The organism is Streptomyces sp. NPDC050287 (assembly GCF_044459385.1).
Taxonomy (GTDB): Bacteria; Actinomycetota; Actinomycetes; order Streptomycetales; family Streptomycetaceae; genus Streptomyces.
This window is the reverse complement of the sequence record NZ_JBITIY010000028.1, coordinates 21,347-33,213: the sequence shown is the minus strand read 5'-3', so window position 1 is coordinate 33,213 and position 11,867 is coordinate 21,347. Positions and strand designations below refer to the sequence as shown.

The window sequence follows — 11,867 nt, the reverse complement described above, 5'->3', positions numbered from 1 at the left end:
GGAGCGACGCGACGACATTCACGAGGCCTTCCTCGGACTCGCCGTCTGTTTGATCACCCACCGGCACGTCCAGAGGCTTTGTTAGGGCCAGTTAGTGCGCTATGACTTAAGGAGCCTGTTCCCAAGGCAGCAACAGTGGCTAGCTGCAGAGATTGTCACCCGCAGGAAAGGCTGTAAGCCGCCTCTGTGTGTCCATCAAGGTATGCAGGTGTCAGACGTCGCAGAAGTAACGCTCGCCTCAGCTGCGAACCTTAAGTGAGGAACCTTACAAGGCGAAAGGGGAGACATGGGGAGTCGGCGAGGGCCCGAGGTTACCAGAAGCGTGAGAAATCTACTGTGGCGCCTATCGCTTGGGATGTGCCAAATATGTCGGCGAGAGTTGGACTCTGGCGTGCGAGGGCCAAATCCAACAAGCCAGATCGCCCATATAGTTGCCCTCAGTGATCGGGGACCGCGCGCTGAACCGAGCATGCCCTCCGAGGAGCGGAATGCAGTCGAAAACTTGCTGCAACTATGCCCAACCTGCCATGACCTGATCGACAAAGATGAAACGAAATTTCATGCTGGTGCATTGTGGCAGATCAAGGAAGCCCAAGAGACCTGGGCCGCTGGAATCAGGCAAGTGGGGCAGACATGGCAGGCACGCTTCCGCACCGTCGACTATGTTAATCTTCCGAGGATCCCCTTACTTCCTGGTGGGAATATTCTCTGTGAGGCGGCCACGCGGGCTGGCCTCGACGGTTGTGTAAATTTCCACTCGCAAGGGATGCGCGTGGGGGTGTTCCTGGCTCAAGTTCAGGCGGTTTTCGAGAAATGGTACGCCAAAGCCTGGCCCATAGGCGAGCTTGGAGAGGATGAAGTAAAGCGGGAGACTCTCGTTTCGTTCAACCATCCGATGCGTGGGCGGAACACGCCGATGCTGCCGCCTCAACCGCTCATCGGGATTCCGGACCGAGACCCGTACCTTCACTGTAAGGTAGATAGTCGAACCTATCGCATCCGATTCGACCCCGCATGGCTCACAACTGCTACGGCGACATCAGATCTATACCTGTCTCGACGCAGCCCAGTTGTATATGTGGGACTCGGCAGGATCGTTCAGGTAGTTGGTGAAGAGGTCTGGATTTCAGCCCTTCTCTTCGGTCAGCCTAAATCCCGGGCTCATGAGGAGTGGGACATCGCCGTAGCGGGCCATATGAGCAATAGTGACGAACCCACCTGGGTCAGTGATCAAGACTTGCCGTTCTGAATATTCAACAAGGAGGCGATACAGGAGCCCGAGGCCAGAGGACGGTTGAGGCGGAGATGCAGCAGCATGGAGCCGCATTGCCTGCGATGATCGAGGCCAGAGCGGGGTGGGCGTCCACTGGCAGCGTTGTCGGCCTCGGACGGCCCAGGGACGCTCAGGACTGATCCGAGACTGCGGTGATCACTGCCTTGTAAGCCTGGTGGCCCGGCATGGTCCGCCCGCCGCCATAACGAGCTGCCGGGTGCGATCTCCGCTGGGTCTGGCACGCGAATGGCACGGCCCCTTCGTCTCGAAGCACCTCGGCAGGGGCTGGGCCTTGCCGGGCAACCACGTCGGACTGCCGCCGTCGACTGCGGCCGTCTTGTGGCCAGGCTTCAAAGATCCGAGGCTGATCGGACGGCTGGCCGGGGTGCCACCGCATGTGGGTAGAGAGGAGGCTTCCATGAATCAGACCGTGGTCGTTGCGCTAATCACTGCTGCAGCAGCATTGGGTGGCTCGGCGGTGGCCGCTCTGATCAGTCTGCGAAGCATCCGCTTACAGAATGAGCACGCGATTCTCCTTGCGCGTGAAGAGCGGGCCGAGAATAGAGTCGCCGGACTCCGTCAAGCGCGCCGTGACGCTTATAAAGCTTTTCTAGACAAGGCAAGCAGTGTGGTGGACGCCATCACCAAGACTCACGATACGCAACTAAGCGACGCCGATTTCCAGAGGTTATTTAATTCTGCCTGGCGTGAAGCAAATAGCCTCGTCCCATTAATCAATGCAGTATCGATCGAGGGACCACTGGAAGTCCTGGAGTGCGGGCGTGAACTGCGAAAGGCTCTGTACAGCGAGTTGAGTACCGTCCAGGCGGTGCGTCAAGGAGAAGAACCGCGGGAGGCCGTTACCGAGGCGGCCAATCGTCGAAGGCGTGCTATTTCCGCGACATCATTGGCAGCGCGTGAGGCGCTTGGCAGCAATATCACCACTAATTGAGCTTGCCCACGGTAAAGGCCACAGGGAATGGTTCGCCTGCCGGCCATACTGCAGCCTCAGCGGGATCCTGTCGGGTGGGGGCGGTTGCTGTGGTTGCTGTACTTCGCTGCTGTACTGCCTTCAGCGTGGTGCACGCGGAAGCCTTAGTCCTGGTGCGGCCGCGGTCCTCGCTTGACCTGAGCGGCCGGGGCAGGCCAAATTCAGGGCGATAGGCCTTACGAAGCGACTTGCCCATGCAGTTCTCGCTTGGCAGCACGGACGAAGCGCTCTTCTGCCTCCCTGAAGCGGCGAATCGCATCGAGGTAGGAACTGCTGGAAGTTGGAGGACGGCGCAGCCATCCCTCTAGAAGGGCTGTGAACTCTTCATCGTCGAAGGCGTCGGGGGGCAGTGCGCTCCGGGCCTCACGGCAGGACTGTTCCGTCGCTCGTGCGCCGTGCGTATCCCGTCCACTTGTTTCATCAGGACCTGAGGAGCTGTCAGAGCTGAGACGGTTCAGGTCAGCCAGCGCTTGCATGAGTCCTACAGCGGTAGCGCTCACGCTCGGCGATTGATCATTCATTATTCGGCCGAGTTTGCCCCAGGCCCTCTCATAAATGGCCTGCTTGCCGAGGTAATGCCGCATCGTCTGAGCGGCGTCAGTCATGCCTGCGGCAGGACCGGCCACTTCCTCGGGGCCTTCAAGCTCGATGATCGTTTGCGCTGCCCTCAGCGCCGTCAGAGCATCGTCACTAGCGGCCTTCCCGGCCCTGATGCTCTCCGCTGATAGGTCTTCCTCGTTGTCGATGACGAATCGCTCACCCACCTCCCTTACTCGGTTCGCGGCAAGGAGGAAAGTTGCGTAGGCCTCCCGTTGGATGCCACGACGCCACTGCAGGAGGGCAGCGTTCGCTTCAGCGCGAACAGCGTCCAACGCCGCACGGTATGCGGACTCGGCTTGAGCCAACCCAGCCTCGCTGGTGGCCTCCGCCGTACTCAAGGCAGCCTTCATCTGCCATCGGCCGACGAGCATGCTGACGGGAATCCCGATGAGTGCCACTCCGGCTGCGGACAGCGCGCCTATCCCCTCAAGGTCCATACTGGTCATGGTGCCGCAACCGTGGGGCGTGGTTGGACAACCTAGAACGCCGTCTTAATGACCGAGTCAGGTGCGAGGGGCGCCGACCGCCAAGGAGGACGGCGCCTGCACGAGAAGCCTTGAGAACTGGCCTCATCGTAATCAGGTCGATCGTGGGGAGCTGCCTGCGGTGACCAACCCATTCTGGCCTCGGGCTCTCTGGTTGCTGAGGTTCGTCCTTGATCGGCGGCATCGGTGCTTGTTGGTGTCAGGCGCTGGTGTCAAGACTTGGGATGCGTTTGACGAGGCTGACCCACATCACCCAGCACTGCGCGGTACGTGAGCTCGGAGGAGTTCACCAACGAGTTCATCAACTCCGTCCGCGACGGCAAGGGCGACGGCTTCCGCAAGCGCTACCGCGAGATGGGCATCTTGCTCGTCGACGACATCCAGTTCCTGGCGGACAAGGAGTCGACGCAGGGGGAGTTCTTCTGCACCTTCAACCCGCTCCACAACGCCAGTCGGAGGTGCTGGAGTTCATCGCCTCCCGGATCTCGCGCAACATCCGCGAGCTGGAGGGCGCGCTGATCCGGGTGACGGCGTTCGCGTCGCTCAACCGGCAGCCGGTCGACCTGGGTTTGACGGAGATCGTCCTCAAGGACCTGATCCCAGGCGGCGAGGACTCGGCCCCCGAGATCACCTCGACGGCCATCATGGGCGCGACCGCCTACTACTTCGGCCTCACGGTCGAGGACCTGTGCGGCACCTCGCGCGGTCGCGCGCTCGTCACCGCCCGCCAGATCGCCATGTACCTGTGCCGTGAGCTGACGGACCTGTCACTTCCGAAGATCGGTGCGCTGTTCGGCGGCCGCGACCACACGACCGTCATACACGCGGACCGCAAGATCCGCAATCTGATGGCCGAGCGGCGCTCCATCTACAACCAGGTGACCGAGCTGACGAACCGCATCAAGCACAAGGGCGTGCTGCGCGAGATCCAGGCGTTCACTGGACGTAGCTCCGGAGAGCTGGTCAGCGCGGTAATCGGCATCAGTGGCGGCAAGGGCGCCGACCTCATCCGGCGGTACCACGGGGTGGACACCTCCTGATGGCAGAGGGGGTGCCCTCTCAGCTGTTCGCCCGGAGACCGGCCGCATCCGACCGGGGTGCTGGTGAGGCATCTGCTGCTCCCGAAGGACGTCTCGTTCGCCTGGGCGGAAGCTCGACATCGGCAGCCTGATCCTGAGCTTCTCGCCCCTCCCCGGCTCCCCATGTCTGCTTCGACCGCGTTCCTGGGCATCGCTCTTGACCTCGAAGAGCACTGGTTGTCAGTGCCGTGCGTCAAACTAGTGCTCGCGGCCAACGGGCCTCCGCTGAAACGGCGGCAGCCCCCTGGTCCTACGCAGGAGGCCGCCAACACCGTCAGGAACATCAACCAAAGGAGGCCGAGATTCCCAGCAACAGGAAGTGTAGGCGCCAGGTCGGACATCGACCTACTACGAAGATCGCCCGTACCTCGCGAAAGCGCGATCTTAGGCGCGTGCATCTCGTGGAACGTCCCGCCCGGCGACATTTCCGCAGGCTCCTGCATTCTGCTGGCGATGAGCTGGTGCGCGTCGCGATCAAGGCGAGCTTGAGCGGAATCGGAGTGCTCGCGATCTACTGGTGGAATCACAACCACTGATTCGTGCCAGGGAGTGTGCTGCCCTGGCCAGGTAGCGGCACACTCCGCACTGCCCCTCGCTAGCAACCCACCACTTCCCTCAGCTCCCATCCCGTCCGCCGTCGACCCACACACCGTGGAGCGGGCGTGGTTCATGGCGTCCAGGTGGAGCGCGCCACTGTACGAACGACCTGGACGCCATGGGCCGCGTCTGCTCGGCTCTGCCTGGGTCGATGGTGGACGGGATGGGAGCTCCTCGCGCATGCCCCTACGGACCTGCGGCCTCGAACGGCGCCCCCTCCATCCCGGTGCCGGCCGATCCCCCGCCGGAGGCATGATCTTGTGCCCGCGGGCGACGTCCCGCCCTTGCCCGCTTGCACGTAGCGTGCCGCCGGGCGCGGCCAGCCGGGGCGAAGACAGGAGGCAGGCCGCGCCGCAGAGGCGGCGCGCGCCCGCGCCGTGCGCGGGCCTTGATGAACGTAGGGAAAGTTCTATCCCGCTGGGATGAGGCGCTTGCCGTCGTGGCTCCGCACGTGAGGGCCGTTGCCGTCCAAGGCGTCCAAGAGCCTGATCGCGTAGACCTCGGTCATGCGCTCGCTGACCTCTTCGGGCGTCAGCCAGGACACGGCCGTCGACTCGCTCGACGTGCGCTCGATGCCCCCGGACGGCTTGCAGCGGAAGACCAGGGCCACAATGCCCCGGGTCGTGTTCTTGTAGACGCCGGTGAGCTCGTCCACCTCCACGTGGATGCCCGTCTCCTCGAAGACCTCGCGGGCTACCCCCGCCTCGGGGGACTCGGCGAGTTCGAGTACGCCGCCGGGGAGCTCCCAAGTGCCGTTGTCTGCTCGGCGGATCGCGAGGAGGCGGCCGTCTTCGCGTACCACCACTCCGGCAACAGATACGGAGTGCAGCGGCGGTGACGTTGCTTCCTGTGATTGACTCATGTACAGGAGCATAGGAGGCAGAGAAGGACTATGGGAACTGCGGTAGGAGGGGAGAGGTCCGTACCTCGGTACGTTCAGATCGCCGACGAGATCGTGCAGCAGATCCGGGCGGGGGTTCTCAAGCCTGGTGAGATGGTGCCGAGTGAGTCGGAGCTGGTCGACCGCTACGGCGTCTCGGGCGGCACGATTCGTAAGGCCATGGTCGAGGTGCGCGCGAGTGGACTCGTTGAGACTCGGCACGGCAAGGGCTCGATCGTGAAGGATCGGCCGCCGGTACGGCACCGCTCCTCCGATCGCTTTCGGCGCTCGCTCCGGCAGGGGGGCAAGGCTGCTTACCTTGCTGAGTCCGCGCAGTCGGGCGCGACCGCCAAGGTGAGCGTCCTCTACATCGGCCCGATGGAGGCTCCTGAGGATGCGGCCCAGCGGTTGGGCGTATCCGCCGGCACTCAGGTGCTGGCCCGGCGGCGGCTCTACTTCCGTAACGGCACCCCTGTCGAGACCGCGACCTCGTACCTCCCGTGGGACGTCGTCAAGGAGATCCCGGAGCTGTTCGCCGAGAACCCCGGCGGTGGTGGCATCTATGCCCGACTCGAAGACCACGGGCACGAGTTCGCCGAGTTCGTCGAGACGCTGCAAGCGCGGCCGGCCTCCAAGGCGGAGGCGTCCGAGCTGGCGCTCAGCCCCGGTGCGCCGGTGGTCCACCTGATCCGTGAGGCCCGTACGACCGAGGGTCTCGTCGTCGAGGTCTGTGACACGCTCATGGCTGCTGACCAGTTCGTTTTCGAGTACAGGATCCCCGCCGCCGACTGACGCGCGCTCAACTTCCCCCAACCCGTCGCGAGTTCTTCTTCGCGGCGGGTTGACTCATGTATAGGAGTCAGGCACTCTTCTTCATGTCACTCATATATATGAGTGACGGAGTCCAGCCTCTATGTAGGAGTGATCTGCTGTGCGCCAGATTCCCGTCGACACCTCCGCCGCGACCGTGATGGTCGCCAAGACCCCGCAGCCCAAGGTCAAGGACCGCCGTACCGGCGAGATCGCCACCGACGCCGAGACCGGCGTCAAGATGATGACCGTCGACGTGATGTTCGCGGCCAACGACGAGGTCGAGATCCTGTCCATCACGGTCCCGGAGCCGGGTATCACCGGTGAGCTGGCCATGGGCACGCCCGTCGCGCTCACGGGTCTGATCGCCCGGCCGTGGGAGAACGAGTTCAACGGGCAGAAGCGGCACGGGATCGCCTTCCGTGCGGTCGCCGTCACCTCGCTCGCTGCCGCTGCCGCGAATCCCAAGGCGGCCTGATCATGGTCTGGTTCACGGTCGCTCTGGTGCTGGTCGTCGCCGCTGCGGGTCTCCTGCGGTGGCGGCGCCCCGCCTGGTACTGGATGACCTTCGGGGTCACCCTCGCCACGCTGCGGGTCCTGGTCCGCTACGGCTCGGTCATGGACGCCTGCGGGCTGACCGTCCCGCCCTCGCGTTGGCGCCTCACTCTCGCCCGGGTCGCCAACCGGCCGGTGCCTGAATCTCGCCCGCCGCGCATCCTGCGGTTGCGGCCCACCCGGACCGGACTGGTCCTGCGGCTGGGACTGCGGCCCGGTCAGGACGCCTTCGACGTCGCCGCCGCCTCGGACCGGCTGCGCCACTCCTTCTCGATGTACGGCGTCACGTCGCGTGAAGTGCGTTCCGGTGTCGTCGAGGTGCGGATGACCGGCTACGACGTTCTCAAGCGGGTGCAGATGCCGGCCAAGACCGACGCCGGCCCGATGCGGGTCCCGGTCGCCCTGCGCGAGGACGGCTCAGTCCACTACCGCGACTACCGGGCGATACCCCACGCGCTCACCGTCGGCGCCACCGAGTCCGGCAAGTCCGTCTACCAGCGCAACCTGGTGGCCGGGCTCGCCGCGCAGGATGTCGCCCTGGTCGGCATCGACTGCAAGCAGGGGGTCGAACTGTTCCCTCTGGCCCGCCGGTTCTCCGCGCTCGCCGACAACCCCGACACCGCCGCCGAACTGCTCGACGCGCTCGTATCCCGCATGGAGGCCGTCTACCAGATCATCCGCTCCGAACAGCGCATCACCTCCGACATCCCGGACGCGAAGATCGCCGCCGACATCTGGGACCTGCCCGACCACCTGCGGCCGGTGCCGATCGTGGTCCTGGTCGACGAGGTCGCCGAACTCGCCCTGTTCGCCACCAAGGACCAGGAAAAGCGGCGGGACCGGATCATCACCGCGCTCGCCCGCCTCGCCCAGCTCGGCCGCGCCGCCGGGATCTACCTGGAGATCTGCGGGCAGCGCTTCGGCTCCGAACTCGGCAAGAGCATCACCATGCTTCGCGCCCAGCTCACCGGCCGCACCGCACACCGCGTCAACGACGAGACATCCGCCAACATGGCCTTCGGCGACATCTCCCCGGACGCCGTCCTGGCCGCCGTCCAGATCCCCGCCGACATGCGCGGCGTCGCCATCGCGGGCGACTCCACCGGCGGCTGGCACCGCATCCGCGCCCCGCACACCACGCTCCGCCAGGCCGTCAACGTCTGCAACCGGCACGCCGACCGCACCCCGGACCTGCCCGAACTCGCGCCCTTCCGGCCCGCGTTGACCAGCCTCTCCAAGGCCCCGGCGCCGCTGTCCAAGACGGCTCCCGCCACGGCCTGACCTTCCCCGCCCCACGGTCGGCGCAACCGCCTCGCGCCAGGTCCCTACCCCCGCCATGCCCGATGAAGGGAGAGCACCCGCCATGTGCCCCGACTGCGAGGACTTCGCCCGCACTGTGCTGCTGCTCGGCCAACTCGCCCTGTACGCAGGCATGACCGGCGCAGACCTCGACTTCGTCGAAGCGGTCAGCTCGTCCCTGGCCGTCTCGCTGCCCGAGCCTCCGCCCGGCACCGTCCCGCCCGGCTACGGCCCCGACGACGGCCCGGACTACCCGGGCGAGGGCTCCTGATGGCCGCCCGTCATGGTCTGCGCGTGGACGCCGTCCTGGTCCAGGCGGTCATCGCCGGAGCCCTGTCCTTCGCGCACCTGCACGACCTGGCCGCCGCTGCCGGACAGGACGGCTGGAAAGCCTGGGCCTACCCGGTCTCGGTCGACCTGCTCCTTGTCGCGGCCTGGCGTCGGCTGCGCTCGGAGGGTCCGTCCCGGCTGGCCTGGTGCTGGTTCCTGATCGCCCTGTTCGCCTCGCTCGGCGCCAACGTCGCTACGGCCGGATTCCTCGACCTGGCCGACCCGCCCGCCCTGCTCCGCCTCGGCATCGCCGGATGGCCCGCCCTCGCCTTCCTCGGCGGAACGCTCCTCGCCCACTCCGCCGAACACCAGGCGCCAGATCCGCCGGCATCCGCCCCGGCCCCGGAACCCGACGCCGTCGCGGACCCCGAGCCGAGCCCCGAGCCGGAGCCCGCACCTGCTCCGGCCGAGGAAGCACCCGCTCTCCCGGCCGCCGCACCGGCACCTTCCCCCGCGGTTCCCCCTGTCCTCGTCGAGCACGCCCGCAAGGTCGCCGCCGAGTACCGCGACCGCACCGGCGCCCCGATCGACACCGACACCTTGCGCGCCCGTCTTGGCGTCCCGCCTCAGCTCGCCGACGCCATCGCCGCCCAACTCGCCTGACCAGGAAGGAGAACCACCCGCCATGCCTGCCCGCGACCACTTCCACTCGCTGATGCAGATTGGCCCCGTGCAGATCGGCACCCACCGCGACCGCAACGGCCAGACCAAGCACGCCGCCGTGTGCACCGCCGACCGCTGCGGCTGGTCCGCCGACTACACCAGCCAGAGCGCCGCCCAGCTCGCCGCCCGCACCCACCGCTGCCGCGTCCGCTAGGAGACCACCGTCATGGACGTTCCCCTCTGGCTCGCCCTGCTCGTCGTCGGCTACCTCGGCGTCAAGCTCATCCGCCCGCCCGCGTGGCTCATCGCGGTGCTTCTCCTCGGCGGCTTCCTCCTCGCCGACAGCGTTCTTGCCCCCGCCATCAACGGCCTCGTCAAGTAGCCCACCCCGGAAGGGAGTTCAGCCATGCTCCGTCCCAGGATCCCGGCCATGCCCGAACCGACCGGCCTCGTCACACCGCCCGCACCGGTCACCGAGCAGTCCGCCCCTGTGTCGCCGAATCCGACCCACGCTCCGGCCGTGCCCGCGGCGCCCCGACCCACGGTGCAGCTCACCCCCGGAGCCATGATCGCCCTCGTCGTCGGCGGCACCGCCGTCGTCCTGGTCGTCGGCGCCGTCCTCGTCTCCATGCTTCTCGCGGTCGCCATCACCGGCGCCTCGGTCGCCGTATGCGCCGTCGTCCTCCGCTCGATGCTCGCCTCCGAGAACAAGCGCCGCTGACCGGCCCCCGGGCGGCCTCGATACCGCCAAGCATCCACCGCCCGGGAGCCGTGCCCCACTCCGATCCCGTGGAACCGGAAGGAACCCCAGCATGACCGACCGCACCACGCCGCCGCCCCGCACCTGCCCCCACTGCGACGGCTTCGCCTCCGCCGCCATCACCCTCGGCGGCCGCGACCGGCACGGCCACCTGCGCACCATCACCGCGCACTGCCCGGCCTGCCACGGCATCGGCATCACCCGCACCCGCCGCACATGGGAGGGCGCCCGTGCCTGACACACTGCTCGACCCGACCACCCTCGGCGACCTGCTGAGGGTGGCTTCGGCCGACGACTACACCCGCTGGGAAGACCAGATCCGCCGCACCGGCGGCTGCTCCGACCCGATCCACCTGACCGGCTGGACCCTGCACAAGGACAAAACGACCGGCGAGACCCTGCACCACTACTCCACCGAGAACGAGCCCGGCGGACGCCTCCGCGTCGCCTGCGGCAACCGCCGGGCCTCCCGCTGCCCGTCCTGCGCCTGGACGTACGCGGGCGACACCTACCACCTCATCCGCGCTGGCCTGGCCGGAGACGACCGTCGCGACATCCCCGCCACCGTCCGAGACCACCCCCGCGTCTTCGCCACCCTCACCGCACCCTCGTTCGGCCCGGTCCACAACCGCCCCGACCATGGCGTCTGCCGCTGCAGCACCAGTCACCCCGCCGACGACCCGGCCCTCGGCACCGCCCTGGACCCGGTCACCTACGACTACGCGGGCGCCGTCCTCTTCAACAACCACGCGGGCGACCTGTGGCAACGCTTCACCACCCGCCTGCGCCGCGAGATCGCCGCCCGCGCCGGACTCACCCGCCGCGAACTCAGCGACCACGCCCGCGTCTCGTACGGCAAGGTCGCCGAGTTCCAAAAGCGCGGCGCCCTGCACTTCCACGCCGTCATCCGCATCGACGGCCCGGAAGGACCCGACACCCCTCCGCCCGCCTGGGCAACGGTCGACCTCCTCGCCGACGCGATCCAGGCCGCCGCCGCGCACTCGTACACCTCGATCTCCATCCCGGCCGCCGACGACCAGCCCGCCCGCACCTTCCGCTGGGGCACGCAGCTGGACGTCCGACCGGTCAAGGCCTTCGGCGACGGCTCCGACATCACCGAACAGGCCGTCGCCTCCTACGTCGCCAAGTACGCCACCAAAGCCGCCGAGAACACCGGCACCCTCGACCGCCGCATCGGCGAACTCTCCGAACTCGACCGCCACCAGGTCCCCGACCACACCCGCCGCCTCATCGAAGCGTGCAAGCTGCTCGATCCGCTCTACCCCGACCGGCGCCTGTGGGCCTGGGCTCACATGCTCGGCTTCCGCGGCCACTTCTCCTCCAAGTCCCGCCGCTACTCGACCACCCTCGGCGAACTCCGCCAGGCCCGCGCCGACTTCCGCGCCGCACAGGAACGTGAAGCACTCGGCCTGGAGGACCGTGAGCCGGACACCGTGCTCGTCCTCGCCGACTGGCAGTACGCCGGACACGGCCACACCCCCGGCGAATCCGCCCTCGCCGCGACCATCGCCCGGGATCTGCAGACCAACCGCGAAACCGCCCGCGAAGCACTCGCGGCCCTGCCTGTCGAGGGGGAGTGGTGAC

Annotated in this window: 14 protein-coding genes and 1 pseudogene; 13 read left to right on the top strand and 2 right to left on the bottom strand. The window is 66.9% G+C overall.

Annotated elements, in window-relative coordinates:
* Window positions 1-286: 286 nt before the first annotated feature.
* Together ACIBK3_RS45635 and ACIBK3_RS45630 are read left to right on the top strand one after the other, a co-directional pair.
* Entirely contained in the window at window positions 287-1,249 is a 963-nt protein-coding gene (locus tag ACIBK3_RS45635; RefSeq protein ID WP_399374501.1) for an HNH endonuclease, read from the top strand.
* Between the two features lie 442 nt (window positions 1,250-1,691).
* Complete coding sequence (locus ACIBK3_RS45630; protein ID WP_399374500.1) at window positions 1,692-2,225, top strand: hypothetical protein; 534 nt, start codon at window positions 1,692-1,694, stop codon at window positions 2,223-2,225.
* Window positions 2,226-2,440: 215 nt separating this feature from the next.
* Here ACIBK3_RS45630 and ACIBK3_RS45625 read toward each other — a convergent pair whose 3' ends face one another.
* A complete protein-coding gene (locus ACIBK3_RS45625) occupies window positions 2,441-3,310 on the bottom strand; it encodes a hypothetical protein (protein ID WP_399374499.1) in 870 nt (289 codons plus the stop codon).
* Window positions 3,311-3,613: 303 nt separating this feature from the next.
* Between ACIBK3_RS45625 and ACIBK3_RS45620 the strand changes: the two are divergent.
* Window positions 3,614-4,257: pseudogene (locus ACIBK3_RS45620) on the top strand (helix-turn-helix domain-containing protein); the annotation flags it as partial.
* A gap of 1,177 nt (window positions 4,258-5,434) precedes the next feature.
* On the opposite strand, the gene ACIBK3_RS45615 reads toward ACIBK3_RS45620, so the two are convergent.
* Window positions 5,435-5,899 (bottom strand): NUDIX hydrolase, encoded by a 465-nt coding sequence (locus ACIBK3_RS45615; protein WP_399374498.1) that lies wholly within the window; start codon window positions 5,897-5,899, stop codon window positions 5,435-5,437.
* A gap of 18 nt (window positions 5,900-5,917) precedes the next feature.
* Here ACIBK3_RS45615 and ACIBK3_RS45610 point away from each other — a divergent pair, with 18 nt between their 5' ends.
* The 10 genes from ACIBK3_RS45610 (at window position 5,918) to repSA (ending at window position 11,866) form a co-directional block, all read left to right on the top strand.
* Complete coding sequence (locus ACIBK3_RS45610) at window positions 5,918-6,697, top strand: GntR family transcriptional regulator (RefSeq protein WP_399374503.1); 780 nt, start codon at window positions 5,918-5,920, stop codon at window positions 6,695-6,697.
* 139 nt (window positions 6,698-6,836) lie between these two features.
* The gene (locus ACIBK3_RS45605) at window positions 6,837-7,193 is read left to right on the top strand and encodes a hypothetical protein (RefSeq protein WP_399374497.1); all 357 of its coding nucleotides are present in this window, start codon (window positions 6,837-6,839) and stop codon (window positions 7,191-7,193) included.
* 2 nt (window positions 7,194-7,195) lie between these two features.
* On the top strand, window positions 7,196-8,551 hold the full coding sequence (locus ACIBK3_RS45600) for an FtsK/SpoIIIE domain-containing protein (RefSeq protein WP_399374495.1): 1,356 nt from the start codon (window positions 7,196-7,198) through the stop codon (window positions 8,549-8,551).
* Between the two features lie 82 nt (window positions 8,552-8,633).
* The gene (locus tag ACIBK3_RS45595) at window positions 8,634-8,840 is read left to right on the top strand and encodes a hypothetical protein (RefSeq protein WP_399374494.1); all 207 of its coding nucleotides are present in this window, start codon (window positions 8,634-8,636) and stop codon (window positions 8,838-8,840) included.
* Window positions 8,840-9,502, top strand: coding sequence for a DUF2637 domain-containing protein (locus ACIBK3_RS45590; RefSeq protein WP_399374493.1), 663 nt, complete (start codon window positions 8,840-8,842; stop codon window positions 9,500-9,502). The genes ACIBK3_RS45595 and ACIBK3_RS45590 overlap by 1 nt, the downstream gene beginning before the upstream one ends.
* A gap of 22 nt (window positions 9,503-9,524) precedes the next feature.
* Window positions 9,525-9,716 (top strand): mobile element transfer protein, encoded by a 192-nt coding sequence (locus ACIBK3_RS45585; RefSeq protein WP_222812111.1) that lies wholly within the window; start codon window positions 9,525-9,527, stop codon window positions 9,714-9,716.
* A gap of 12 nt (window positions 9,717-9,728) precedes the next feature.
* Entirely contained in the window at window positions 9,729-9,884 is a 156-nt protein-coding gene (locus tag ACIBK3_RS45580) for a hypothetical protein (RefSeq protein WP_399374491.1), read from the top strand.
* Window positions 9,885-9,908: 24 nt separating this feature from the next.
* On the top strand, window positions 9,909-10,223 hold the full coding sequence (locus ACIBK3_RS45575) for a SpdD-like protein (protein WP_399374490.1): 315 nt from the start codon (window positions 9,909-9,911) through the stop codon (window positions 10,221-10,223).
* A 91-nt stretch (window positions 10,224-10,314) separates the two neighbouring features.
* The gene (locus tag ACIBK3_RS45570) at window positions 10,315-10,500 is read left to right on the top strand and encodes a hypothetical protein (RefSeq protein WP_399374489.1); all 186 of its coding nucleotides are present in this window, start codon (window positions 10,315-10,317) and stop codon (window positions 10,498-10,500) included.
* Window positions 10,493-11,866 carry a replication initiator protein RepSA gene (gene repSA, locus ACIBK3_RS45565; RefSeq protein ID WP_399374488.1) on the top strand — a complete coding sequence of 458 codons (1,374 nt, stop codon included), beginning with the start codon at window positions 10,493-10,495 and terminating at the stop codon, window positions 11,864-11,866. Before ACIBK3_RS45570 ends, repSA begins: the two co-directional genes overlap by 8 nt.
* The last annotated feature ends 1 nt before the right edge of the window (window position 11,867 follow it).

Coding starts and splice junctions, on each gene's coding strand:
- ACIBK3_RS45635 (WP_399374501.1), top strand. CDS start 287: ATGGGGAGTCGGCGAGGGCCCGAGGTTACCAGAAGCGTGAGAAATCTA.
- ACIBK3_RS45630 (WP_399374500.1), top strand. CDS start 1,692: ATGAATCAGACCGTGGTCGTTGCGCTAATCACTGCTGCAGCAGCATTG.
- ACIBK3_RS45625 (WP_399374499.1), bottom strand. CDS start 3,310: ATGACCAGTATGGACCTTGAGGGGATAGGCGCGCTGTCCGCAGCCGGA.
- ACIBK3_RS45615 (WP_399374498.1), bottom strand. CDS start 5,899: ATGCTCCTGTACATGAGTCAATCACAGGAAGCAACGTCACCGCCGCTG.
- ACIBK3_RS45610 (WP_399374503.1), top strand. CDS start 5,918: ATGGGAACTGCGGTAGGAGGGGAGAGGTCCGTACCTCGGTACGTTCAG.
- ACIBK3_RS45600 (WP_399374495.1), top strand. CDS start 7,196: ATGGTCTGGTTCACGGTCGCTCTGGTGCTGGTCGTCGCCGCTGCGGGT.
- ACIBK3_RS45595 (WP_399374494.1), top strand. CDS start 8,634: ATGTGCCCCGACTGCGAGGACTTCGCCCGCACTGTGCTGCTGCTCGGC.
- ACIBK3_RS45590 (WP_399374493.1), top strand. CDS start 8,840: ATGGCCGCCCGTCATGGTCTGCGCGTGGACGCCGTCCTGGTCCAGGCG.
- ACIBK3_RS45585 (WP_222812111.1), top strand. CDS start 9,525: ATGCCTGCCCGCGACCACTTCCACTCGCTGATGCAGATTGGCCCCGTG.
- ACIBK3_RS45580 (WP_399374491.1), top strand. CDS start 9,729: ATGGACGTTCCCCTCTGGCTCGCCCTGCTCGTCGTCGGCTACCTCGGC.
- ACIBK3_RS45575 (WP_399374490.1), top strand. CDS start 9,909: ATGCTCCGTCCCAGGATCCCGGCCATGCCCGAACCGACCGGCCTCGTC.
- ACIBK3_RS45570 (WP_399374489.1), top strand. CDS start 10,315: ATGACCGACCGCACCACGCCGCCGCCCCGCACCTGCCCCCACTGCGAC.